General features: G+C 62.3%; 19 protein-coding genes. 10 read left to right on the top strand and 9 right to left on the bottom strand.

The window, feature by feature from the left end:
* Positions 1–115 precede the first annotated feature (115 nt).
* Together L1075_RS13440 and L1075_RS13435 are read right to left on the bottom strand one after the other, a co-directional pair.
* The gene (locus L1075_RS13440) at positions 116–1,072 is read right to left on the bottom strand and encodes an aldo/keto reductase (RefSeq protein WP_246942286.1); all 957 of its coding nucleotides are present in this window, start codon (positions 1,070–1,072) and stop codon (positions 116–118) included.
* Positions 1,056–2,390 carry an NTP/NDP exchange transporter gene (locus tag L1075_RS13435; RefSeq protein ID WP_246942284.1) on the bottom strand — a complete coding sequence of 445 codons (1,335 nt, stop codon included), beginning with the start codon at positions 2,388–2,390 and terminating at the stop codon, positions 1,056–1,058. Before L1075_RS13435 ends, L1075_RS13440 begins: the two co-directional genes overlap by 17 nt.
* 265 nt (positions 2,391–2,655) lie before the next feature.
* Here L1075_RS13435 and rpe point away from each other — a divergent pair, with 265 nt between their 5' ends.
* Positions 2,656–3,342 carry a ribulose-phosphate 3-epimerase gene (rpe, locus tag L1075_RS13430; protein ID WP_246942282.1) on the top strand — a complete coding sequence of 229 codons (687 nt, stop codon included), beginning with the start codon at positions 2,656–2,658 and terminating at the stop codon, positions 3,340–3,342.
* Between the two features lie 11 nt (positions 3,343–3,353).
* The gene (locus tag L1075_RS13425) at positions 3,354–3,662 is read left to right on the top strand and encodes a GIY-YIG nuclease family protein (RefSeq protein ID WP_246895361.1); all 309 of its coding nucleotides are present in this window, start codon (positions 3,354–3,356) and stop codon (positions 3,660–3,662) included.
* Here the strand turns inward: L1075_RS13425 and L1075_RS13420 are convergent.
* Together L1075_RS13420 and L1075_RS13415 are read right to left on the bottom strand one after the other, a co-directional pair.
* Positions 3,645–5,294, bottom strand: coding sequence for a dihydroxyacetone kinase subunit DhaK (locus L1075_RS13420; protein WP_246942280.1), 1,650 nt, complete (start codon positions 5,292–5,294; stop codon positions 3,645–3,647). The genes L1075_RS13425 and L1075_RS13420 overlap by 18 nt on opposite strands.
* 55 nt (positions 5,295–5,349) lie before the next feature.
* The gene (locus L1075_RS13415; RefSeq protein ID WP_246895345.1) at positions 5,350–6,648 is read right to left on the bottom strand and encodes an NAD(P)/FAD-dependent oxidoreductase; all 1,299 of its coding nucleotides are present in this window, start codon (positions 6,646–6,648) and stop codon (positions 5,350–5,352) included.
* 263 nt (positions 6,649–6,911) lie between these two features.
* Here L1075_RS13415 and L1075_RS13410 point away from each other — a divergent pair, with 263 nt between their 5' ends.
* Together L1075_RS13410 and trpE are read left to right on the top strand one after the other, a co-directional pair.
* Positions 6,912–7,583: a phosphoglycolate phosphatase gene (locus L1075_RS13410; RefSeq protein ID WP_246942278.1), complete on the top strand. Its 672-nt coding sequence runs from the start codon at positions 6,912–6,914 to the stop codon at positions 7,581–7,583.
* A gap of 227 nt (positions 7,584–7,810) precedes the next feature.
* Positions 7,811–9,298 (top strand): anthranilate synthase component I, encoded by a 1,488-nt coding sequence (gene trpE, locus L1075_RS13405; protein ID WP_246942309.1) that lies wholly within the window; start codon positions 7,811–7,813, stop codon positions 9,296–9,298.
* A gap of 71 nt (positions 9,299–9,369) precedes the next feature.
* On the opposite strand, the gene L1075_RS13400 is transcribed toward trpE, so the two are convergent.
* Entirely contained in the window at positions 9,370–9,513 is a 144-nt protein-coding gene (locus L1075_RS13400; protein WP_246895344.1) for a hypothetical protein, read from the bottom strand.
* Between the two features lie 162 nt (positions 9,514–9,675).
* The gene (locus tag L1075_RS13395; RefSeq protein WP_246895343.1) at positions 9,676–10,128 is read right to left on the bottom strand and encodes a DUF2501 domain-containing protein; all 453 of its coding nucleotides are present in this window, start codon (positions 10,126–10,128) and stop codon (positions 9,676–9,678) included.
* A 519-nt stretch (positions 10,129–10,647) separates the two neighbouring features.
* Between L1075_RS13395 and L1075_RS13390 the strand changes: the two genes are divergently transcribed.
* From L1075_RS13390 to trpC, 3 genes are read left to right on the top strand one after another with little or no spacing between them, the layout of a single operon-like run.
* Positions 10,648–11,235 (top strand): anthranilate synthase component II, encoded by a 588-nt coding sequence (locus tag L1075_RS13390; protein ID WP_246895359.1) that lies wholly within the window; start codon positions 10,648–10,650, stop codon positions 11,233–11,235.
* Between the two features lie 13 nt (positions 11,236–11,248).
* A complete protein-coding gene (gene trpD / locus L1075_RS13385; protein WP_040241971.1) occupies positions 11,249–12,280 on the top strand; it encodes an anthranilate phosphoribosyltransferase in 1,032 nt (343 codons plus the stop codon).
* On the top strand, positions 12,280–13,092 hold the full coding sequence (gene trpC, locus L1075_RS13380) for an indole-3-glycerol phosphate synthase TrpC (protein ID WP_246895342.1): 813 nt from the start codon (positions 12,280–12,282) through the stop codon (positions 13,090–13,092). The genes trpD and trpC overlap by 1 nt, the downstream gene beginning before the upstream one ends.
* A 100-nt stretch (positions 13,093–13,192) precedes the next feature.
* Here the strand turns inward: trpC and L1075_RS13375 are convergent, their stop codons facing one another.
* From L1075_RS13375 to ydiJ, 3 genes are all read right to left on the bottom strand, one after another.
* On the bottom strand, positions 13,193–14,992 hold the full coding sequence (locus L1075_RS13375; protein ID WP_246942276.1) for a cation:proton antiporter: 1,800 nt from the start codon (positions 14,990–14,992) through the stop codon (positions 13,193–13,195).
* Positions 14,993–15,144: 152 nt separating this feature from the next.
* The gene (locus tag L1075_RS13370) at positions 15,145–15,345 is read right to left on the bottom strand and encodes a DUF2905 domain-containing protein (RefSeq protein WP_040241963.1); all 201 of its coding nucleotides are present in this window, start codon (positions 15,343–15,345) and stop codon (positions 15,145–15,147) included.
* A gap of 11 nt (positions 15,346–15,356) precedes the next feature.
* Positions 15,357–18,518, bottom strand: coding sequence for a D-2-hydroxyglutarate dehydrogenase YdiJ (gene ydiJ / locus L1075_RS13365; RefSeq protein WP_246942274.1), 3,162 nt, complete (start codon positions 18,516–18,518; stop codon positions 15,357–15,359).
* A gap of 378 nt (positions 18,519–18,896) precedes the next feature.
* On the opposite strand from ydiJ, the gene serS reads away from it, so the two are divergent.
* The 3 genes from serS (at position 18,897) to urtA (ending at position 22,843) form a co-directional block, all read left to right on the top strand.
* Entirely contained in the window at positions 18,897–20,174 is a 1,278-nt protein-coding gene (serS, locus tag L1075_RS13360; RefSeq protein WP_246895339.1) for a serine--tRNA ligase, read from the top strand.
* Between the two features lie 154 nt (positions 20,175–20,328).
* Positions 20,329–21,201, top strand: a complete 873-nt coding sequence (gene cobA, locus L1075_RS13355; RefSeq protein ID WP_246895338.1) for a uroporphyrinogen-III C-methyltransferase — start codon at positions 20,329–20,331, stop codon at positions 21,199–21,201.
* A 394-nt stretch (positions 21,202–21,595) separates the two neighbouring features.
* A complete protein-coding gene (urtA, locus tag L1075_RS13350; RefSeq protein ID WP_246942307.1) occupies positions 21,596–22,843 on the top strand; it encodes an urea ABC transporter substrate-binding protein in 1,248 nt (415 codons plus the stop codon).
* Positions 22,844–22,958: the final 115 nt, after the last annotated feature.

Genomic DNA, 22,958 nt, shown 5'->3' with positions numbered 1-22,958 from the left:
GCGCCGCATTTTTATGAGGAATTGCTTTTACTATCGAAGGCGTCGCCTGAATATGCAAGGATTGCGCGGCCCCTCTCAAGGTGGCGAGCAGGATGCCATGCTGTATGGCATCGGGTCATAGTGAGCGCACCAGTGACGCCATGCGCTCGCGTTGGTCAGCATCCGGGAGTGAGCCATGGGCAGCACCGATATTGTCCGTTGCGTGCTCCGGATCGCTCGTCGCCGGGATGGCGCAGGTCACCGCCGGGTGACTGACGATGAACTTGAGGAACAGTTGCGCCCAGCTCTCGATGCCGAGTTCCTTGGTCCATTCGGGCAGTGACTCGCCTTTGACCCGGCCGAACAGTGATCCTCTCTCGAACGGCTCGTTGATCAGGGTCGCGACACCGTTATGGGCCGCGGCCGGTAGTAGACGCTTCTCTGCATGACGGGTCGCGATGTTGTAGTTGAACTGGACGAAGTCGATCGGCTCGCGCTCGACGATCCGGATCAGGCGTTCGTGACTCGACACCGTATAATGGGTGACGCCGATGTAGCGGACCCTGCCTTCGTCCCGCCAGGCCTTGAGGGTATCGAGCTGGGTCTGTAGATCGACCAGGTTATGAACTTGGACCAGGTCGAGGTGGCCGCCCCCCATGCGCTTACGCGAGGCCTCCAACTCCTCGATCCCGGCCTCCCTGCCACGTGTCCATACCTTGGTGGCCATGAACAGGTCGTCGGCGATATCGAGCCGCTCCGCGAGCTGGCCGACAACGGTTTCAGCCTGTCCGTACATCGGTGAACTGTCGACGAGCCGACCGCCACCGCCATAGAAATTCTGCAGGACCTGTTCCAGCGGCCGCATCGCAGCGGCGTTATCGGGGTCGACATTGAAGGTGCGTGCGGTGCCAAGCCCAATGACCGGAATGTGCTGTCCGGAAGCCGGGATTTCACGGACGTTCAGCGTACCCGATGCGGCACGCAGGGCCGTTGGGCCAAGCGCGGCCAATAGGCCCGCGCCTGCGGACAACTGGAGGAAAGTGCGGCGCGATATGAGACCGCGCCCGCCGGGACAATTATTGCCGTCGATCATCGGATTCTCCTTGCCGCCGTCGAGACGGGGGTGCAGTGCCGGTGGCCCTTGCCTGACGCGATACGCCGAGGCGATAGCCGATAACCGCCCAAACCAACGCCACTGGAATGGCGACGACCGAGATGCCGCTGATACCCAATCCGAGGCCCGTCAATCCGGTATAGACCCAACTCGCGATGGCGTCACTTCCACGATAGACCACGGTATCGATGAAGTTCTTCGACTTGTACTTCTCGTACCGTGGCACGACCGTGAACAGCATCTCCCGACCTGGTTTCGCCAATGCATAGTTACCGGCGCGCCGGAGTACCTGGACCGCAGCGATACTGAGTAGCACGGGGGCCGCGACCAGCACCACAAAGCCCGCGGCGACGAGCAGCGGCACGAATGACAGCGCACGGCCGAGGCCAAAGTACTGAACGACTCGGGCGGTGAGAAACAGTTGGATGCCGACGGTGAGCGTGTTGGTGAGCAGGTCGATGATCGCGAATACCGAGGTGCGGTCGCCGCTGTCGTCGATGGCATTGCTGATGATATCGGCCTGGATGAAGTACAGGAACGTGGCCAGCGTCGTGTATAGCCAGATGAACAGGCAGATGCCGAGCAGATAACGCGATTGTAGAACTGCTTTCACCCCCTCGAATAGCGTACCGCCGAGTGGCTGATTCGTAGTGCCATGCTCGCTACTGCGGCTGGACCAGCGTTCCAGCACCCACATGCACGGCAGGGTGCAGGCGAGGATAACGGCGGCGATGGGCAATAGGCTTGCCGGCTCGAGTTGCTGAGCCAGCACGCCGGTGATCGCAGGACCGGCGATCGCACCGGCGCTCCCGCCGGCGGCGATGGCACCGAACAGGCGCGTCGCCTGGCGATTCGTAAAAACATCGGTCAGGAAACTCCAGAAGACCGATACGACGAACAGGTTGAACACCGACAGCCAGACGAAAAAACTACGTGCCGCCCAGACCATCTGCATGTCGACGCGCAGCCACAGCCAGAACAAGGCGATACAAGCGATAAAAAAGCCATAGACGGCGGGGATAAGGCGCGTACGCCGGAAGCGCGAGGCCAGGGTAGCAAACACTGGCACGGCCAGAAGCATGGCAAAAAACGTGGCGGTAAATAGCCACTGCATGTTCTCCACGCCGCCGCGTACGCCCATCTCGTCGCGCACTGGTCGCAGGATGTAGTAGCTGCATAAAAGGCAGAAGAAATAGGCCGCAGCGCTTAGCAGGCCGGGCAATTCGCTGCGACTGACGTTGACGGCACGCGATAGAAACGGCACTCGGTCATCGCCACTCGGCGGATTCGACACCATGGAACCTCCGGGACCGTCACGGCCCAAGGCGGATCCCGCGCGACGGCGGGCCATTTGGAGAACGAACCAATATTTCTACGCTACCCTCAGGGGGTAGTCGCTGCAACTATGCTGGACAGGCGCATTCCGTTGTCCGAATGCATGCCGAGTATCGCACCTGAATATGCAAGGCAACTGTGATCGAGCTCGCCCTTGAGCCTGTTTTTCCGCCCGGCATTCGCTAGAATGAAGCCCTCATTTCCAGCCGAACGCACCTTTATTGCTTATGCCCGACTTCAAGATTGCACCTTCGATCCTGTCCGCCGATTTCGCTCGTCTCGGTCAGGAGACGGAGGATGTGTTGGCATCCGGCGCGGATATCGTGCACTTCGATGTCATGGATAATCATTACGTCCCCAACCTCACCATCGGTCCGATGGTGTGCAAGGCTCTGCGTGATCATGGCATTACCGCGCCCATCGACGCGCATTTGATGGTCAAACCGGTGGATCGCCTGATCGGGGATTTCATCGAAGCGGGTGCGAGCTACATCACCTTTCACCCCGAGGCCAGCGAACACATCGACCGTTCACTGCAATTGATCCGCGATGGTGGCTGCAAGGCCGGCCTGGTCTTCAATCCCGCTACGCCGCTTTCCTACCTCGACTATGTCATGGACAAGCTCGATATGGTGCTGCTGATGAGCGTCAATCCCGGCTTCGGCGGGCAATCCTTCATCCCTGGCACGCTCGATAAGCTACGCGAGGTACGCCAACGCATCGATGCCAGTGGTCGCGATATTCGTCTGGAAGTCGACGGTGGCGTCAAGGTTGAGAATATCGCCGAGATCGCACGTGCCGGCGCGGATACTTTCGTCGCCGGGTCGGCGGTCTTCAAGGCACGCGACGAGGCGGATCCGCACCGTTACGACAGCGTCATGCGGGCCTTCCGCGACGCCCTGGAACAGCGTTGAGTCGGGGATTCATGGCCGATGACGAGCGTGCCGCACGCGCTCAGGCCTGGTATCTGTACCTGGTCGAAACGGCGTCAGGGGCGCTTTATACCGGGGTGACCACCGATGTGGCGCGTCGTTTCCGTGAGCACCGCGATGGCAAACGCGGCGCGCGTGCCTTGCGCGGCAAGGGACCATTGACCTTGCGTCATTCGGAATATGTGGGCAGCCACGGTGAAGCGCTGCGTCAAGAGGCTGCCCTCAAGAAGCTCAGCCCCGCCGCCAAGCGTGCCTGGTTGTCGGCACGCGGGGGCGGGACGTCGTCAGAGACAGCGCGCTAGTGTCTCGAAGACCCGGGCAACGGCTTCAGCGCCAGGGTCGACGACACCTTCCAGCGCACTGTCGGGGACATAGGCGGCACGTCCGGCTCGGGCGCGGGAGAGCGTCGCCGTATGCGCGGCCCCCTGACGCGCGGCTTGGGCCGCTTCGGTGAGCGTGGCATCTTTTTGGAGCGCTTGAAGCGCGGGGATCAAGGCGTCAAGCAGGGTGCGGTCGCCGAGCCGGGCGCCGCCATAGGTCTGCATGCGTTCGACCCCTTGCCAGAGACTGTCGACCAGGCCACGCTGCTCGAGGCTGGTTGCCGTGGCGGTCATCAGGATCGATAGCAGTACTCCGCTCGAACCGCCCATGCCGGTGGCCAGGCATTGCCCCAAGCCTGCGAATAACCGTTCGGAGTGAGCGGTATCCAGCCGGCCTGCCGTCAACGCCTGCTCGATGGCATCGGCGCCCTCCACCAAGCTGCTGCCGGCATCGCCGTCGCCGCTCTGGGCATCGAGCCCATCGAGATCGTCACGTGCATCGCGTAAAACACTGAGCACCTGAGTGAGCGCCGCCGCAATGTGCGTCGCCTGGGGTGCGTTGTCTTGCAGTGCGCCGTTGCGGGCGGCGAGGTTGGGTGTGAAGGTGTCCGGCTGGCGCACGTTCCTGACGCCGGGCCAGGCGGGTGCATCGGTAGGCGCCTGCAAGGCTTTACGCATGGTGGCGTCGGCGGCCATCAGCGTTACCGAGAAACCGTGCATATCCAACGAGGTCATCAAAGGTGCGGGGCCGATGAGTTGAGTCATGCGCGCCACACCGAGGTGATCGATCAAGCTGGCAGCCAGCACGCCCATCTCCTGTGTCGAACAACTCCCCAGGTTGTTGAGTAGGGCGATCCAGCCGTCGATATGGCCGCGCTCCTCGAGGGTGGTCGCGAGGGGCGTGACGACGTGGCTAATGGCGTCGCGTGCGCTATCCGGCACGATATGCCGGGCGCCCGGCTCGTTGTGGATGCCAAGCCCCAGTTCCGGGCTTCGGTCGGGACGTGCTTGGCCTGGCAAGGTGGCTGGCGTGAGCGCCATGCCCATTGAGGCCATGCGCTCGCATGCGTGTTGGGCAAGGGCTTGAATATCATCCAGCGACTCTTGCTGTTGCGCGTGATAGCCAGCGATCTTGTGGATCAGCAAGGTGCCGGCTAGGCCACGTGGCTGTGGCGTATCGGGCAGGGAGATATCGTCGGCGACGATGATCATGGCGACCTTGAGGCCTTCGCGACGCGCCTGCTCGGCGGCCAGTCCGAAGTTGAGCCGGTCTCCGGTATAGTTCTTGACGACCAGCAAGCAGCCAGCCGACCCGCAGACTTCGCGAATGGCAGCGAGTACGGCGTCCATGCTGGGGGAGGCGAACAGGCTGCCGGAAATCACCCCGGTCAGCATGCCCTCGCCGATGAAACCGGCATGCGCGGGCTCGTGTCCTGCGCCGCCACCGGATAGCACCGCGACTTGTTGCTGGCCGCGCGTGTCGCGGTCCCAGTCGCGACGAATCAGGATGCGTACGCCGCTTTGGGGTTCGGCGATACGCAAGGGAGCGAGGTGGCCGGCGGCGTAGAGAACGTCGGCGACGACGTGTGAGGTGTCATTGAAAAAATGTTGCATGAACGGGCTCCATGATCGAGCGGTGCGGTGTCTCGATCATGGTGGTCCGGCTAGATTAGTGCAACTTCATGCGTGGGCGCAGGTAGCGATTGAGGCCATCGACGACCACGGTCATACCGGTTTTGACCACGCCATGAATGGCCATCTGGTGCATGCGATAGAGCGAGGCGTAGAACAGCTTGGCCAGACGCCCCTCGATGAACAGGCTACGCGCCGAGGCACCACGCATGAGGCTGCCCACAGCATCGAAGTGAGCCAGCGAAATAAGCGAGCCACGATCACGAAACACGAAGGGCTTGAGGGGTTTGTCGTCCATGGCGGCGCGCAGGTTGTGATACAGCAGGGTGGCCTGTTGGTGGGCCGCTTGCGCGCGTGGAGGGACACGCTTGTCGTCGGGTTGGGGGCAAGAGGCGCAATCGCCGAAGGCGAAGATGCGCTCGTCGTCGAGGCTCTGCAGCGTCTGATTTACCTTGAGCTGGTGGTTGCGCTCGGTGGCAAGGCCCAGTTCGGACAAGAATGCCGGTGCGCGAATCCCCGCCGCCCAAACGTTCAGGTCGGTGGCGATGCGCGTCTCGTCGGCGGTGATGAAGCCGTGTTCATCGGCGCAGGTCACGCGGGTGTCGACGTGAATCTGTACGCCAAGCTTTTCCAGTTCCTTATGCACGGCCTGGCTGATGCGTTCGGGGAGCGCTGGCAGAATGCGTGGCGCCGCCTCGATCAGATGGATCTCCAGCTTGCCGCTATCCATGGCGGTGAAGCCGTAGCTGTGCAGCATCTTCGAGGCACCGATCAACTCCGCGGCGAGTTCGACCCCGGTGGCGCCGGCCCCTACGAGTCCCACACTCAACTTGGGATGGGTTCGGCGTTCAGGGTCGCTGTAACGCAGGAAGGTGTTGAGCATGTTCTGACGGAAGTTTTCGGCCTGCCCGGGGCTGTCTATGAAGTGGCAATGCTTGGCGACGCCGGGGGTGCCGAAATCGTTGGAGACGCTGCCTAGCGCCATGACCAGATAATCGTAATTGATCGTGCGGGCGGGGAGGATCACGACGCCGTCGTCGTCGATGATCGGTGCCAGCGTGATGGTGCGGTTGTCACGATCGAGATTGCTCAGCGTGCCGCGCTGGAAGCGGTAACCATGCGCCTTGGAATGACCTTGATAGGAGACTTCGTCGAGACTCGAGTCAAGCACGCCCGTGGCTACTTCGTGTAGCAGGGGTTTCCAGATATGGGTCGAGTTGCGGTCGACGAGCACGATCTCGGCGCGTTGGCGCTTGCCGAGCTTGCGCCCCAGGCGGGTCACTAGTTCGAGACCGCCGGCGCCGCCACCGACCACCACGATGCGGGGTGTGGACATACTGACTCCTGGAGAAAAGCATTGAAAGGGTTCGAAAAAAAGTCGCCAGGGTCGGGCATCGCAGCGGAATGGCAAGGGCACGAAACGCACGATAGTGAGCTGTGCGTCGTGACGAGTGGGCGCTGGCGCCTAGTGTCGGCGACGTCTGTGTATAGAATAACGCTGTTCGCGTACCAAGAACACCGGGAAGCACGCGTGCCGCCGAGTTTTTGCGTAATATTACATGCATCCTACTAGGCGCTTTTTAATTCAAGGAGACGCTCATGTCGTTCAGCGCGACACATCCCGCCCTCGAGGGTATCCGGCTCGTGGTCTTCGATCTCGACGGTACCCTGATCGATTCCGTGCCGGACCTGGCTGCAGCGGTCGATGGTGCGCTTCGTGACATGGCGCTGCCCGAGGTTGGCGAGGCGGCGGTGCGGGACTGGGTCGGCAACGGGTCTCGCAAGCTCGTCGAGCGGGCGCTACATGCCGTCGGCGCGCAAGATATGGAGCTCGAGGCCGCGCACGAGACCTTCTTACGGCACTATCGGCAAGCGCCATGCCAATTGACGTACGTCTATCCCGGCGTTCGCGATGCGCTCGAGGCGCTTGCCGCGCGCGATATGATGCTGGGGTTGGTCACCAACAAGCCGACCGCGTTCATCGCTCCTATTCTGGAATGCCTGGGGCTTTCCCAGTACTTCGTGGTGATGCTGGGTGGTGATGCGCTGCCCACCAAAAAACCCGATCCGGCGCCGCTGCTGCATCTGGCGGAGCGCCTTGAGGTCGTCCCGAGCGCATGTTTGATGGTGGGGGATTCACGACACGACGTGGAAGCCGGTCGGCGGGCGGGTTTTCGTACATTGGCGGTGCCATACGGGTACAATCACGGCGAACCGGTGTCCGCGAGCGAGCCGGATGTCATGGTTGAATCGCTGGGGGAACTCGTTTAGTGTTTTTCGATGCTTGCGTCTATTACGCTAAGCCTTTGATAATCATCTGTTATAACGGATAGCGTTTCATGGATCTGGATGCTCCCTCATTCCGTAGCGCCCATGCGTTGATGCGCGCAGTCAAACGCTGGCGATGGTGATGCTCGCCGACTCGTCTGTGTGTCGGCCCCATGCGGAAGTGCGAATTCGTCACGACGTAGACTCTCACCCAAGGAATGCAGGGCATGATGACCCCCGAACGCTTCACCGAGCTGGCGCAGGCCGGCTATAACCGTATCCCCGTGACCCGCGAAGTGCTCGCGGATCTCGACACGCCGCTCTCCACCTATCTCAAGCTGGCCGATGCGCCCTGGACCTTCCTGCTCGAGTCCGTGCAGGGCGGCGAGAAGTGGGGGCGCTATTCGATCATCGGCTTGCCGAGCCGCGAGCGCATCGAAGTGCGCGGCCAGGTGGTACGTCATATTGCTGACGGCGAAGTGCTCGGCGCCACCGAGGTCGAAGACCCGCTGGCATGGATCGAGCAGTTCCAGGCGCGCTTCAAGGTGCCCCAGGTCGACGACCAGCCCCGTTTCGATGGCGGTTTGGTCGGGTATTTCGGTCATGACACCATCCGTTATATCGAACCGCGCCTGCGGGGCGTGGAAAAACCAGACCCCATCCGGGTGCCGGACATCCTGCTGATGGTCTGCGATGAGCTGGTGGTTTTCGATAACCTTTCAGGGCGTCTGACGCTGTGGACGCACGCTGATCCCGACGCGACGGATGCCTATCCGCAGGCCTTGGAGCGTCTCGAGGCGCTGGAAATGAAGCTGCGCAGCGCCACGCTCAACACCGTCAGCCCCGGCACCGGCGGGCCGGCGGTGGAGGAGGGGCACTTTACCTCCGGGTTTACCGAGGCGGGATTCAAGGACGCGGTCGAGCAGATCAAGGAATACGTGCTGGCCGGCGATGTCATGCAATGCGTGCCCTCGCAACGCATGACGATCCCGTATCGCGCGGCGCCGTTGGACCTGTATCGCGCGCTACGTAGCCTCAATCCGTCGCCTTACATGTTCTTCTTCAACCTCGACGATCATCACGTGGTCGGCTCGTCGCCGGAAATTCTCACGCGTCTGGAAGACGGCGAAGTCACGGTGCGTCCCATCGCGGGCACGCGAGTGCGAGGCCAAAATGAGGCGGAAGACAAGGCGCTCGAGGCCGAACTGCTTGCCGACCCCAAGGAAATCGCCGAGCACTTGATGCTGATCGATCTGGGCCGCAACGACATCGGGCGCATCAGTGAAACCGGCTCGGTCGAGGTCACCGACAACATGGCCATCGAGCGTTACTCACACGTCATGCATATCGTCTCCCACGTGACCGGCAAGCTAAAGCCTGGGATGTCGGCACTCGACGTGCTGCGCGCCACCTTCCCGGCGGGCACGCTTTCCGGCGCACCCAAGTTTCGCGCCTTGCAGATTCTCGATGAACTAGAGCCGGTCAAGCGCGGCGTCTACGGCGGCGCGGTCGGTTATCTTTCCTGGCACGGCAACATGGATACTGCCATCGCCATTCGCACGGCGGTCATCAAGGACGGCCAGCTGCATGTGCAGGCGGGCGCGGGTATCGTCGCCGACTCGGTGCCCGAGCAGGAATGGCAGGAAACGCTCAATAAAGGCCGCGCATTGTTTCGCGCGGTGGCGATGGCTGAGCGGGGCCTCGACAATCTCGGTTAATGTGGCTGTAGGGTCACACGTATGCGGGGAGCACGGCGCTGCGTTATGACGTAGCGCCGTGCAAGACACGCTTAGCGAGAAGACGAGTCGTTGGGCGATTTCTTGCGGCGATTCTGGTACTTATCGGCCATCTGCTTGGCCGTTCGCTTTGCCTTTTCGCGGTTCTCGGGTTTACGGAACCAGTTGGCAATGGCTGCGCCTATCATGCGTTTCATCGGTGCCTCCTGCGGATGAGGAATGCCTCTAAGCCATGTCTTTAAAAATAGACATGGCGTCGTCGCGCGGCGAGATCAAGTGCCAGTCGTGACCGTGCCGTCAATACTCGGCACGGTACGTCTTACGCGCAGTGGTACCAATAGTAGGGCCGTTTGGAGAAGTTAGCCTCCAACAAAAGACGTGGCCTGATCGGCAACCATCCCACAGGCTTTCTCGCCGACCTTGTCGCCGAGGGAAGTCAGATTGAATTCCTGATCCTCGCCTTGAAGGATACCGCTCAAGCCTTGCTGGTAGTCGCTGTCATCGGTGGGTTCGGAATTGACCCCCAACTTTTCCATGACCTGATTCTTCGCGATATTGGCAGTACTACCGAGATAGCCGTTATCTTGGCAATAGCTGATTACGCCCGTGAGATTGGTAAGGCTTCCGGGGTTGAAGGAACCGCTGGATAACGTGCTCAACAGGCTGGCGCTTCCATTGCCTCCTCCTCCGCTGCCGGACATCATGTCTGCTGCCTCGTCTTTCATGCTATCGAGAGAAAAAGCCTGCGCTTGCCCAATAGACATGAGACCCAGAAAACCGGCGAGGGCGAAGCTTTTAAAACGTGTATCCATACAATCGTATCCATGTCATTAAAGAGCGGTCTCCTACATATGCCGCACGTAGGGACTTCCTTTCGACCAGCTATCTACAGCGATGTTCCTGCTGGAAGATCATACGCTCACGAGATGTTAGTGCCATCGGCGAGTAGATGCGATCGATAGAGGTTCGTGCGGTAGGTGCGATAGATGCAGCTTCGTGTGGGCGTGAAAAGGACGTGGCGTCGATCTGGCGTTTCTGGCCGTTGCGGGCGGCTGTGAGCGCTTGACATGGCCCGTGACGCACGAGCACTATTACGGCTATGAATATACCAGATCTGACATTCGGTCCCATGAAGTGGTGGCGCTCCTGAGCGAGGGGCGGCACGCTTGCGACTGAACGAAATGCCGCCGTCAGGGCGGCATTTTTGTGTCTATCGCTCCCTGCACGGCTGGCATACCTGGAGAGGCCGACTCGGGTAAGATTGTGAGCCACAATCTGCGTTATCAAGAGCTCATGCCAAAGAACTTAATGTGAAACAGGACTTTATCGCCATGTCCGTGCTGATGATCGACAATTACGACAGCTTTACCTATAACGTCGTGCAGTATCTGGCGGAGTTGGGGGCCGAGGTCGTCACCTACCGTAACGACGCCATCACCCTCGAGGAGATCGAACGCCTTGCGCCGAGTCATCTAGTGATCTCGCCAGGACCGTGCACGCCCAATGAAGCGGGCATTTCGCTCGAGGCCGTACGTCATTTCGCCGGCAAATTACCGATCCTCGGGATTTGTCTGGGACATCAGGCCATTGGCCAGGTCTTCGGCGGCGAGGTGGTGCGAGCACCGCAGGTCATGCACGGCAAGACATCGCGGGTCGAGCACGATGGCCGTGGTGTGTTCGACGGCTTGGCCAACCCGCTCGAGGTGACGCGCTATCACTCGTTGGTGGTGGCCGAACAAGGCCTGCCTGAGTGTCTCGAGATTTCAGCACGCGTCGTGGCCGATGACGTCACGCCCGACTTGATCATGGGCATGCGCCACAAGACGCTGGATATCGAGGGCGTGCAGTTCCATCCCGAATCGATCATGACCCGTCAGGGCCATGAGCTTCTGGCCAACTTTCTGAAACGCCGCGCGTAACGAGGAGCGAAACATGCAGATGCGAGAAGCCATCGGCGCGGTGATGCGTCGCCGTCACCTGAGCTTCGATGACACCCACGCGGTGATGAAAGCGATCATGACCGGTGAGGCCAGCGACGCCCAGATCGGCGGCTTTCTGATCGGCCTGGCGATGAAGGGCGAGACGGCGGACGAGATCACGGCGGCCGCGCAGGTGATGCGTGAATTGATGCTGCCCGTCGAGATCGACCGCACGCACCTAGTGGACATCGTCGGCACGGGCGGCGACGGGGCCAACTTGTTCAACGTCTCGACCGCGTCCAGCTTCGTGGTTGCCGCTGCCGGTGGCCGTGTCGCCAAACACGGTAATCGTAGCGTGTCGTCGTCTTCCGGGAGCGCCGACTTGTTCGACGTAGCGGGTATTTCGCTGGAGCTGCCGCCGAATGAAGTGGCGCGCTGCATCCAGGAAGTCGGGGTCGGCTTCATGTTCGCGCCCATGCATCACCAGGCCATGCGTCATGCCATCGGCCCGCGTCGCGAGATGGGCGTGCGCACCGTGTTCAACATTCTTGGGCCGCTGACCAACCCCGCCAATACGCCGAATCAGTTATTGGGTGTCTACGATCCCGCGTTGCTGACGATCATGGCGGAAGCCTTGAAGCGACTCGGCAGCGACCATGTGCTGGTCGTCAATGCCGAGGACGGTCTCGATGAGATATCCCTGGCCGCTCCGACGCATGTGGCCGAGTTGCAGGACGGCGAGATTCGCGAATACACCATCGCGCCGGAGGACTTCGGCATCGAGCGCCAGTCGCTGGCGCCGCTGAAAGTAGTGACCGCCGAGGATAGCCTCAAGCTGGTCAAGGCCGCACTGGTGGGAGATGGCCCGGCGGCGGATATCGTGGCGCTGAATGCGGGGGCCGCGCTTTACGCTGCCGGCGTGGCGGACACGTTGAAAGAGGGCGTGATCCTGGCGCAGGATGCTCAAGGGTCCAAACTGCCGTTGGAGAAGATGAAAGAGCTCGCGGATTTCACGCGTATTCTGGCCCATAAGGACGACCGCTGATGAGCCATGAACACGACACCGGCCTGCCGACGATTCTGGCCAAGATTCTGGCGCGCAAGGACGACGAGATTCGTGAGCGTCGCGCGCGCGTCAGCGAAGCACAGCTTTTAGAACAGGCGCGCCAGCAAGACGCGCCGCGAGGCTTCGTCGCCGCGCTCGAGCGGCGCATTGTGGAGGGCGACCCCGCGGTGATCGCCGAGGTCAAGAAGGCCTCGCCCTCCAAGGGTGTGATCTGCGAAGACTTCCAGCCGGCCCAGGTCGCCAAGGCATACGCCGAAGCCGGGGCCAGCTGCCTCTCGGTGTTGACCGATGCCGATTTCTTCCAGGGCCACGAGCGTGACTTGCAGGCGGCGCGCGAGGCCTGTGCACTGCCGGTGATCCGCAAGGACTTCATCGTCGATGCCTATCAGGTCAGCGAAGCACGGGCCATCGGCGCGGACTGCATCCTGCTGATCGTCGCGGCACTCGACGATGCCCGCCTGAAAGCATTGCATCAACACGCCCATGAACTGGGTATGGACGTGCTGGTGGAAGTCCACGATGCTCATGAGCTGGAGCGTGCGCTGGCGTTGGATTTGACGCTGGTAGGAATCAACAACCGCGATTTGCGCACCTTCGAGACCTCATTGGCGACGACCTTCGAGCTGCTGCCGCGCATTCCACAGCATGTCACGGTCGTCACCGAGTCGGGAATCCACACGCGCGACGATGTCGAGCACATGCGCGAGCATGACGTGAATGCCTTTCTGGTCGGCGAGGCCTTCATGCGCGAGGCGGACCCGGGCAGTGCCTTGCGTCGCCTGTTTTTCTAGGCTCGGCATTGCCTTGTCTTGACCGCCATCGGGCCGCCTTGTGCGGCCCGATGGCGTTGGGGGTATTCAGAATTGTGGGGTATTAAGAATTGTGGGGCGTTCAGAATTCGGGGGAGTCGGGGTAGATCAAACTGATCAGGGTGTCCCCGGCACGAGGGGTAAGCGGTGCCCGGTCGTTGGCGACCCGAATGCGGCCGTTGGGACCGATACAGAATAGGGGCAACAAGCGGTTCTGGTGCGCCTGGCGATAGTTCTCGATGTTGAAGTTGGCACTCAGCTTGGTCTTGCGAACCTCGCCGCCACGGTAGACCACGCTCGAGAGCTGGGCATACGTCACGTCTTCGCCGAAGACCATGGGCAGGTGATCCAGCGCCTGTTCCTGATGGCGATGGGCATGCTTGCTGGTGCCCGCCGCAAGGCGAAAGACTTTGCCGTGCCCTAGCACATGCTCGAAATGCAGGATCGCCAGGTTGTTCAGTTCGCGGTAGGGCGACAACGGCAGCAGGTGGCCGATACCGGTCAGTTCGAGATGCTGGGTGGCATGCTCGGAGAGTGGGTTGCCGTAGTAGACAGGCAAGCCGGCCATGCGCGCTTCCTGTACGGCGTCCCAGCTGTTGTCGGTCAGGCGCACGGTGAAACCGGATTCTTCCAAGGCCTTGGCGATGGTACGGGCCACTGGGTTGGCGCCGATGATCAGAAAGCCGGCGGGCGGCGGTTCGCTGACCTTCAATGCCAGCGCAATGGGGCGCGACAGCAAGCTTTGCACGACGACGGTGCTGATGATGACCAGGAAGGTGACCGGCACCAGCATTTCCGCACCTGGCATGCTCAGGTTCTCGAGCTTGAGGGCGAACAGCGAGGCCACGGCGGCGGCGACGATGCCGCGCGGCGAGAGCCATGCCAGCAACGCTTTCTCTCGCCAGTTGAGCCGAGTGCCCAGGGTGCAGACCCAGACCGCCAGAGGGCGAGCCACGCCCACCAGGATGAGCAGAAACGCCCAGGCGGGCCAAGAAAGCTGCGCCAACTGATCGACGGTCAAGCGTGCGGCGAGCAGGATGAAAAGCCCCGAGATCAATAGCAACGAGAGCGTTTCCTTGAACTCGATGATTTGCTGCGTGGGGACGCCGCGCATATTGGCCAGCCACACGCCCATCACCGTCACGGTCAACAGCCCGGATTCGTGAAAGAGCATGTTGGAGAGCGTGAACAGCGACAGCATGGCCATCAGCGTGCCGAAGCTGTGCAGGCGCTGCGGCAACCAGTGGTGGCGCAGGACACACCCCCACAGATAGCCCCCCAGGCCGCCGAGACCGAAACCGATCAGTGCCGTCTTGGCGAACAATACCAGGGTGTAGGTGGCAGCCCCGTTGGATGCGCCCAGGGCGACGAATTCGTACACCAGCACCGCGCCGATGGCGCCCACCGGATCGATCAGGATGCCTTCCCAGCGCAGGATCTGCGAAAGGTGTTCGCGGGCACGCAGCGTCTGCAACATGGGCAGCACCACTGTCGGCCCCGTCACCACCAGCACGGCGCCCAGGACGCTGGCCATTTCCCACGACAGTCCCAGGGTATAACGTGCCGCGACGATGCCGATGATGCCGGTAACCAGTGCTCCCCAGGTGACGAGCCGACGTACGATGTGGCCATGGCCGCGCAGATCGCCGAAGTCGAGCGTCAGGCTGCCCTCGAACAAGATCACCGCCACCGCCAGCGAAACGAGCGGGAACAACAGGTCGCCGAGCAGCGCATCGGGCTGGAGCAGACCGGTCACGGGGCCCATGACGATACCCACGATCAAAAGCGGCAGGATCGCCGGCAATTTGAGACGCCAGGCTAGCCATTGGCAGATCAGCGCGAGCAGGCCGATCAAGGTCAGGTCGACGGCAGCGTGCTCCATGGTCGCGCTCCTTGGGGTGAACGAAAGCGCGAAGCCTAGCGTCGCCTCACGCTAGTTGCAATGCACGGCAAGCGTTAATGATGAATGTGTCTATATCGCTACTGGATGCCCCGTTATGGTGTGCTCGCTGCACCGTTTTGGTGTACGCCGATTCAGCGATTGAATAGCCACAACAGAGCCGATACGACCACGCTGACCAGGATCATGGTGGTGATCGGAAAATAGAAGGCAAAGCCCTCGCGCTTGATGGCGATATCGCCGGGCAGATGCCCGAGCGGTAGCTTGGAAAGCCAGGGCCACAACAAGCCGATGACCACGATGGCCAGGCCAATGAAAATAATCGATCGGGACATCGTCGACACCTTCAAGATCGGGTGCGTTTGAGTGCCGTCAGCAAGCCCTGTAACGGATGCGGCAGTACGGCATCGGAGAGGCGCTTGGCCTGGCTGCGGCACGAGTAACCGGTGGCCAGCAGGCGCCCGGCATTGGCGTCGTTCTCGACCGGCGCTCGCCACGAGAGATCGTAGATTTTCTCGGAGGTCTCGCGATTACGGGCTTCGTGCCCGTAGGTGCCGGACATGCCGCAACATCCGGTGGCGACACTTTCCAGGTCCAGTCCGAACGCCGCGAAGACCTGCTGCCACGCCTTGGTCGCGCCCGGCGCGTTGGTTTTCTCGGTGCAGTGCGTCAGCAGCTTGTAGCCAGGGTCTTCGATCGCCGGCAGGCCGGCGGGCGGCAGGGCGCGCCCCAAGGACAGCAACCACTCCTGAAGCAGCAGCACCTCGGGCACGGCCTCGGGCCCCAGCGCCTTGACATACTCCTGACGGTAGGCAAGCGTCATGGCTGGGTCGATGCCCACCAACGGCACGCCGAAGTCGGCGAGCGTCTTGAGACGCTTCGCCTGGGCGCTGGCGGTCTTTTCGAACGCGCCCAGAAAGCCTTGCACGTGTAGCGGTTTGCCGTTGGCGCGGAAGGGCGCCACGAAGACACGTATATCCAGCCGCGAGAGCAGCTCGACGATATCCATCACCAGCTTGGCCTCGAAGTGGCTGGTGAACGCATCTTGAACGATGACCACGCTGCGCGTCTTCTGGCGTTCGGTCAACAGGCCCAGCGCAGTGGGCGTGGCCTCGGCGATGCCCCATGCCTGGAGCTGCTTGGCGAGACTCGCCCGAGACAGGCGCGGGGTGTCGACCATGCCTAGCGGCCCGGCGAGCAGGCGCTCTGCCAGGCGTGTGTTCAGCAACGCGTTATACGCAGGCGCCACCGGCTTGAGGTAGGGCACGAAGAATTCCAGCGAGCCGATCAGGTAGTCGCGTGGCGGGCGCAAATAGCGGTTGTGATAGAGCTCCAGGAACTGCGAGCGAAACTCGGGGACATTCACCTTGATCGGGCACTGGCCAGCGCAGGACTTGCAGGCCAGGCAGCCGGCCATGGCGTCATACACTTCGTGGGAGACATCCTCCTGGCCACGTCGCTTGCGCAGGGTGTTGCGCAGGCGGCGCGGGAAGGCCTTGGTGGCGCCCCAGAGACCTTCAGTTTGCTTCTGGCGTGATTCTTCGATGACGTCAATGCCGGCTTGGTCCTGCAGGCGCAGCCATTCGCGCATCAAGCTGGCGCGCCCCTTGGGCGAGTGGACGCGCTCGCGGGTGGCCTTCCACGAGGGGCACATGGCGTCATTGGGGTCGTAGTTGTAGCAGGCGCCGTTGCCGTTGCAATAGACCGCGCTGGCATGGTGTTGCCAGACGCGTTCGTCGATCTGGCGATCCAACTGGCCGCGTGTGGTGACGCCATCGATGGTCAAAAGCCCTGGATCGACCCATGTGACCGGCTCCGCCTCGGCGGCTTCGGGCGAGCCAACGGCCTCAGCGGGAGCGGGTTGGGCGGCAAGCGGCGTGGCGATCTTGCCGGGGTTGAGCTGATTGTGCGGGTCGAACGCCGCCTTGAGGCGCTGCAGGCTGGGGTAGAGCTTGCCGAAGAACTGCGGCGCGTACTCCGAGCGCACGCCCTTGCCATGCTCGCCCCACAGCAGACCGTGGTAGCGCTGGGTCAGGGTGGCGACCTGGTCGGAAATCTCGCGGATCAGGGCTTCTTGCGCCGGGTCTTTCATGTCGATGGCCGGTCGCACGTGCAGCACGCCCGCATCGACGTGGCCGAACATGCCGTACGCCAGTCCGTGGGCGTCGAGCAAGGCGCGGAACTCGGCGATGTAGTCGGCCAGATGCTCGGGCGGTACGGCAGTATCCTCGACGAAGGGGATCGGGCGCTTTTCGCCCTTGGCGTTGCCGAGCAGGCCCACCGCGCGCTTGCGCATGGCGTAGACACGGCCGATTGCCTCGCGGCCTTCGGCCAGGGTATAGCCTAGCCGCTCGACCTGAGTGTCGGTGCCCAGATGCGCGCAGAAGGCCTCGACGCGCGCCGTGAGGCGCTCTGGGTCGTCGTCGTTGAATTCGACCAGGTTGATGCCGTGAATGTCCTCGCCCTCGGTGGGGAAGAACTCGGCTACGCCATCCCAGACGAAGTCCTCCATGGCCAGCCCCAGCACCTTGTCGTCGACCGTCTCGATGGAGGTGGGAAGCGCCTGCGGCTGATCTGATGAAGATGCACCGCTCATCAGTGCTTTGGCGTCGCGCAGGGCATCCATGAAGCCGCGATAGCGAATGTTGACCAGGGTCGAATGCTTGGGGATGGGCAGGACGTTGAGCGTGGCCTCGGCGAGAAAGCCCAGCGTTCCTTCCGAACCGCAAAGCACGCTGTTGAGATCGAAGGTACCGTCCGCGCGGCGCAGGTGGGCCAGGTCGTAGCCCGTCAGGCAGCGGTTGAGAGGCGGGAACGTGGCCTCGATCAACGCGCCCTGGGTGTCGGCGATCTCGCGCGAGGTGCGGTGTGCGTCGCCGATGCGGTCATCGCGGGCGCAGGCCTGGTCGAGGGCGTCGGCGTCGAGGGGCTGGCAGTGCAGACGCTCGCCGCCGAGCAGCAGCATGTCCAGTGCTAGGACGTGATCGCGAGTCTTGCCGTACTCGCAACTGCCCTGGCCGCTGGCATCGGTGGAGATCATGCCGCCGATGGTCGCGCGGTTGGAGGTCGACAGATCCGGCGCGAAGAACAGACCGTACGGTTTGAGCGCGGCGTTGAGCTGATCCTTGACCACGCCGGCTTGAACGCGCACACGGCGGTTGTCGGCGTCGATCTCGAGGATGCGGTTCATGTGCCGGGAGACGTCGACCACCAGTCCGTCGGTCAGCGATTGCCCGTTGGTGCCGGTGCCCCCGCCGCGCGGGGTGAGCACGATGGCCTGGAATTCCTCGCGCGCGGCGAGGCGCGCCAGGTGGGCGAGGTCCTCGGCGTCGCGGGGATAGAGCACGGCCTGGGGCAGGCGCTGGTAGATGGAGTTGTCGGTGGCCAGCACCGTGCGGTTGGCGTAGTCCGGGGCGATGTCGCCGCGAAAGCCGGCCTGGTCGAGCGCATCGAGAAAGCGTAGGTAAGGTGTGGCGGTGCGTTCTGGGGTGTCCAGGGGTGCGATCATGAAGTCTCAAGCCATCGGTCAGCGCCGGACGACGGTTTCTGCGACCGTCTGGCCGTGCGGCGTCGTCGGGACGATACAGTCTAGGCATTGTCTGAAAACTGTCTGCGCTCGGCCATACTGCGTTAAAAATCAGCTCAAAATGCTCATTTACAACCCGTAAACTCCGCTTTTTCGCTGATTTTTGCCTTGTCTGACCTTCGCTCGTCGACTTTTCAGACAGTGCCTAGGGATATTGGGGGTACTTTACTGCAGCCTGCCGCGTGACGCATCCCGCCTGCGGGTTCGAGAAGGCGGTTAGCGTGGTGAACGGCGTGGCTTTTCCCTACAATGTGGGCCTATTCACGTGGCTTCATTATTTCTTTTCGACGGATAAGATCCATGCTCGATCCTAAATTGTTGCGCAGCGACCCGGCATTGGTCGCCGAACGACTGGCCCGTCGCGGCTTTACCCTGGACACGGTGCGTCTCGAGGCGCTGGAATCGCGCCGCCGTGAGCTGCAGACCGAGACCGAACGCCTGCAGAACGAGCGCAACACGCGCTCCAAGGCGATCGGTCAGGCCAAGGCATCGGGCGAGGACATTCAGCCGCTGCTCGATGAAGTCAGCGATCTGGGCGAGCGTCTCGACGCCGCCAAGGCGCGTCTCGCCGAGGTGCAGGCCGAATGGGACGAGAGCGTCGCGGCGTTGCCCAATCTGCCCCACGACAGCGTGCCCCAGGGGCTTGATGAGGCCGATAACGTCGAGCTGCATCGTTGGGGAACGCCGGGCACGTACGACTTCGAAGTGCGCGATCATGTCGATCTGGGCGCCAAGTTCGGCTACCTCGACTTCGAGATGGCGGCCAAGTTGACTGGATCGCGGTTTGCCGTGATGCGTGGCCCCATCGCGCGGCTGCATCGCGCGCTGGCGCAGTTCATGCTCGACAAGCAGACGCGCGAGCACGGTTACGAGGAATGCTACGTCCCCTATATCGTCAATGACGACTCGCTCACCGGTACGGGGCAGTTGCCCAAGTTCGGCGAGGACCTGTTCAAGCTGGAGGGGGATCATGACTTCTACTTGATTCCCACCGCCGAGGTGCCGTTGACCAACATCGCGCGGGAACAGATTTTCACGCCTGCCGAGCTGCCCCTGAAGCTGACCGCCCACACGCCGTGTTTCCGCAGCGAGGCGGGCGCCTACGGGCGAGACACCCGCGGCATGATTCGCCAGCATCAGTTCGACAAGGTCGAGATGGTGCAGATCGTCGACCCGGTGACCAGCTATGACGCCCTGGAATCCATGCGTGGACACGCCGAGGCGATCCTGCAGGCGCTCGAGCTGCCTTACCGCGTCGTCACGCTGTGTGCCGGCGACATGGGCTTCGGTGCGGCCAAGACCTACGATCTCGAGGTCTGGCTGCCGAGTCAGGAGACATATCGCGAGATTTCCTCGATTTCCAACTGCGAGGACTTTCAGGCACGGCGGATGCAGGCGCGCATGCGGCATCCTGAGCAGAAGAAGCCGCAGCTGGTGCATACGCTCAACGGCTCCGGCCTGGCGGTGGGGCGTTGCCTGCTGGCGGTGCTCGAGAATTGTCAGCAAGCCGATGGCAGCATCGTGATTCCCGAGGCCCTGCGCGGCCACATGGACGGGGTCGAGCGAATCAACGCTTGATGCGACGCCCGCCATGCCATTGCGCGCCACGGGCAATGGCATGGTCCGCCACTTGGTTATAACCTTCCAACCAGACGTTCCTTCCCCGTAACGCCGAGTAACCTTATCGTTTTGGCTATAAGACCTCGTTTTTTAAGTCGAACAGGGAATAAAGATGCCTGCCTCTTCGCCTGATGTGACATCGCGTTCGTCGCGTCCCCGACGTCTCCACGGCCATGTGGCGCTGGTCGGCGCGGGACCTGGCGATCCGGAGCTGCTGACGCTCAAGGCGCTGCGCCTGCTGCAGGAAGCCGACATGGTGCTGCACGATCGCCTGGTCAGCGAGGAGATCATGGCGTTGGCCAACCCCGAGGCGCGGCGACTGTATGTCGGCAAGGCGCGGTCGTCGCACAGCGTGCCTCAGGAAGGCATCAACCAGGCGCTGGTCGACTGGGCGCGTGCCGGACATCGCGTGGTGCGGCTCAAGGGCGGCGATCCGTTCATTTTCGGGCGTGGCGGCGAAGAACTGGAAACCCTGGCCCAGGCGGGCATCGCCTTCGAAGTGGTGCCGGGCATCACCGCGGCCAGCGGCTGCGCCGCCTACGCGGGCATTCCCTTGACTCATCGCGATCATGCCCAGTCGGTGCGGTTCGTCACCGGGCATCTCAAGAACGGCGGCTGCGACCTCGAATGGCCGACGCTGGCGCGTCCCGGGCAGACGCTGGTGTTCTACATGGGGCTGGGCTCGCTGGCCACCATCCGCCATGAGCTGCAGGCGCATGGCATGTCCGGCGACACGCCCCTGGCCTTGATCGAACAGGGCACCACCGCGCGCCAGCGGGTGCATGTGGGCACCTTGGAGACGCTTCCCGAGGGCCTGCTGAAAGCCATCGACACGGGCGATATTCGTCCGCCGACGTTGATCGTGGTCGGCGATGTGGTGTCGCTACACGGTCGGCTGGAGTGGTTCGAACCGGCGTCCTCTTCCACCCAGGGCTGGCGCGACGGCAAGCATCCCACGCCGCTGGATAACGCCTCAAGCGTCTGATAGCAGGCGCTCGCTTCCTTTGCCGCTTACGCCCGCTCAATACGTAGGCGCAGTCCCCGCCGTTTCCCTCCTTGTCTTGCGCGTGTGCACTTTTTTGGTGCTCATGGCGCCATTCTTCTTCCTCTTTGGTGCGCCCACGGATCCGGCGTGCGCCATTTAGGTGCGAGCGGTTCGTTCTCACGCCTTTTGTATACGCTATAAGTAATTGTTGTTTATGAATTTTTAGGGGTGGTGCACGAAGTTGGCACATGACTTGCGAGGTGTCGTGTAGACGCCATCGGGCGTCGTCGCTGGATATCACGACAACAGCGTGCATTGGCGCTGCAACAACAATCAGACCCGCAAGGAGTCGTTCGTGAACAAGATCACCTCCACCGCCGCACTCTTACTCTCGATGGGCATCGCGCTTCCGGCCGCGGCCCAGGAAGACACAATCAAGGTCGGAATCCTGCATTCGCTCTCCGGCACCATGGCCATCAGCGAGTCGACGCTGAAAGACGAAATGCTGATGCTCATCGAAGAGCAGAATGAAAAGGGCGGTCTGCTGGGCAAGAAGATCGAGCCCGTGGTGATGGATCCGGCCTCGGACTGGTCGCTGTACGCCGAGCAGGCACGTGACATGCTTACCGGGGACGATAAGGTCGACGTGATCTTCGGTAACTGGACGTCGGCGTCGCGCAAGGCGGTCCTGCCGGTGGTCGAGGAAGAGAACGGGCTGCTGTTCTATCCGGTGCAGTATGAGGGCGAGGAATCGTCCGAGAACATCTTCTATACCGGCGCGGCACCCAACCAGCAGGCGATCCCGGCGGTCGACTACCTGATGAGCCAGGGCGTGGAGCGCTGGGCGCTGCTGGGCACCGACTACGTCTACCCGCGTACCACCAACAAGATTCTCGAGGCGTATCTCAAGGACCACGGCGTCGCCGACGACGACATCATGGTCAATTACACGCCGTTCGGCTTCAGCAATTGGCAGTCGATCGTCTCCGAGGTCAAGGACTTCGGCAGCCAGGGCAAGAAGACCGCCGTGGTCTCGACCATCAACGGCGATGCCAACGTGCCGTTCTACACCGAGCTTTCCAACCAGGGCATCAGTGCCTCCGACATTCCGGTCGTCGCCTTCTCGGTGGGCGAGCAGGAACTCAGCGGGATCGATACCGGGCCGTTGGTGGGGCACATGGCGGCATGGAACTACTTCATGAGCGTCGACAGCGACGCCAACTATGACTTCATCGACAACTGGGTCGAATACACCGGCGACGACATGGCCGTGACCAACGATCCCATGGAAGCGCACTACATCGGCTTCAACATGTGGCTGGAGGCGGTGCGCGAGGCCGGCACCACCGATGTCGACGCGGTGAAGGATTCGATCATCGGGGTCACGGTGCCCAACCTCTCCGGCGGCTCCTCGGCGATGATGCCCAACCACCACATCACCAAGCCGGTGATGATCGGCGAGATCCAGGACGACGGTCAGTTCAGCGTGGTCTGGGAAACCTCGGGTAATGTCGCCGGCGACGCCTGGTCCGACTATCTCCCCGAGTCCCAGAACCTGATCAGCGACTGGCGCGCGCCGCTGCGCTGCGGAAAGCTCAACGTCGACACCATGACCTGCGAGGACGGCGCCGGCGCCGAGTAAGCACGCCCACGGCGAGCGTCCGGCGCTCGCCGTTTCCTTCACGTCATGACGCCCTGTAGGACGGGGCGCTCCCGAATCGTGCGCCGCGACCGTCGCGGCGCGAGAAGGAACCCTT

Origin of the sequence: Chromohalobacter beijerinckii, assembly GCF_023061185.1 — a bacterium.
In the GTDB taxonomy this organism is placed as follows: Bacteria; Pseudomonadota; Gammaproteobacteria; order Pseudomonadales; family Halomonadaceae; genus Chromohalobacter; species Chromohalobacter beijerinckii.
This window is presented reverse-complemented; position numbering and strand designations above follow the sequence as displayed.

Excerpts from the sequence above, each read along its gene's own strand:
- L1075_RS13440 (WP_246942286.1), bottom strand. The coding sequence starts at position 1,072 with ATGATCGACGGCAATAATTGTCCCGGCGGGCGCGGTCTCATATCGCGC.
- L1075_RS13435 (WP_246942284.1), bottom strand. The coding sequence starts at position 2,390 with ATGGTGTCGAATCCGCCGAGTGGCGATGACCGAGTGCCGTTTCTATCG.
- rpe (WP_246942282.1), top strand. The coding sequence starts at position 2,656 with ATGCCCGACTTCAAGATTGCACCTTCGATCCTGTCCGCCGATTTCGCT.
- L1075_RS13425 (WP_246895361.1), top strand. The coding sequence starts at position 3,354 with ATGGCCGATGACGAGCGTGCCGCACGCGCTCAGGCCTGGTATCTGTAC.
- L1075_RS13420 (WP_246942280.1), bottom strand. The coding sequence starts at position 5,294 with ATGCAACATTTTTTCAATGACACCTCACACGTCGTCGCCGACGTTCTC.
- L1075_RS13415 (WP_246895345.1), bottom strand. The coding sequence starts at position 6,648 with ATGTCCACACCCCGCATCGTGGTGGTCGGTGGCGGCGCCGGCGGTCTC.
- L1075_RS13410 (WP_246942278.1), top strand. The coding sequence starts at position 6,912 with ATGTCGTTCAGCGCGACACATCCCGCCCTCGAGGGTATCCGGCTCGTG.
- trpE (WP_246942309.1), top strand. The coding sequence starts at position 7,811 with ATGACCCCCGAACGCTTCACCGAGCTGGCGCAGGCCGGCTATAACCGT.
- L1075_RS13400 (WP_246895344.1), bottom strand. The coding sequence starts at position 9,513 with ATGAAACGCATGATAGGCGCAGCCATTGCCAACTGGTTCCGTAAACCC.
- L1075_RS13395 (WP_246895343.1), bottom strand. The coding sequence starts at position 10,128 with ATGGATACACGTTTTAAAAGCTTCGCCCTCGCCGGTTTTCTGGGTCTC.
- L1075_RS13390 (WP_246895359.1), top strand. The coding sequence starts at position 10,648 with ATGTCCGTGCTGATGATCGACAATTACGACAGCTTTACCTATAACGTC.
- trpD (WP_040241971.1), top strand. The coding sequence starts at position 11,249 with ATGCAGATGCGAGAAGCCATCGGCGCGGTGATGCGTCGCCGTCACCTG.
- trpC (WP_246895342.1), top strand. The coding sequence starts at position 12,280 with ATGAGCCATGAACACGACACCGGCCTGCCGACGATTCTGGCCAAGATT.
- L1075_RS13375 (WP_246942276.1), bottom strand. The coding sequence starts at position 14,992 with ATGGAGCACGCTGCCGTCGACCTGACCTTGATCGGCCTGCTCGCGCTG.
- L1075_RS13370 (WP_040241963.1), bottom strand. The coding sequence starts at position 15,345 with ATGTCCCGATCGATTATTTTCATTGGCCTGGCCATCGTGGTCATCGGC.
- ydiJ (WP_246942274.1), bottom strand. The coding sequence starts at position 18,518 with ATGATCGCACCCCTGGACACCCCAGAACGCACCGCCACACCTTACCTA.
- serS (WP_246895339.1), top strand. The coding sequence starts at position 18,897 with ATGCTCGATCCTAAATTGTTGCGCAGCGACCCGGCATTGGTCGCCGAA.
- cobA (WP_246895338.1), top strand. The coding sequence starts at position 20,329 with ATGCCTGCCTCTTCGCCTGATGTGACATCGCGTTCGTCGCGTCCCCGA.
- urtA (WP_246942307.1), top strand. The coding sequence starts at position 21,596 with ATGGGCATCGCGCTTCCGGCCGCGGCCCAGGAAGACACAATCAAGGTC.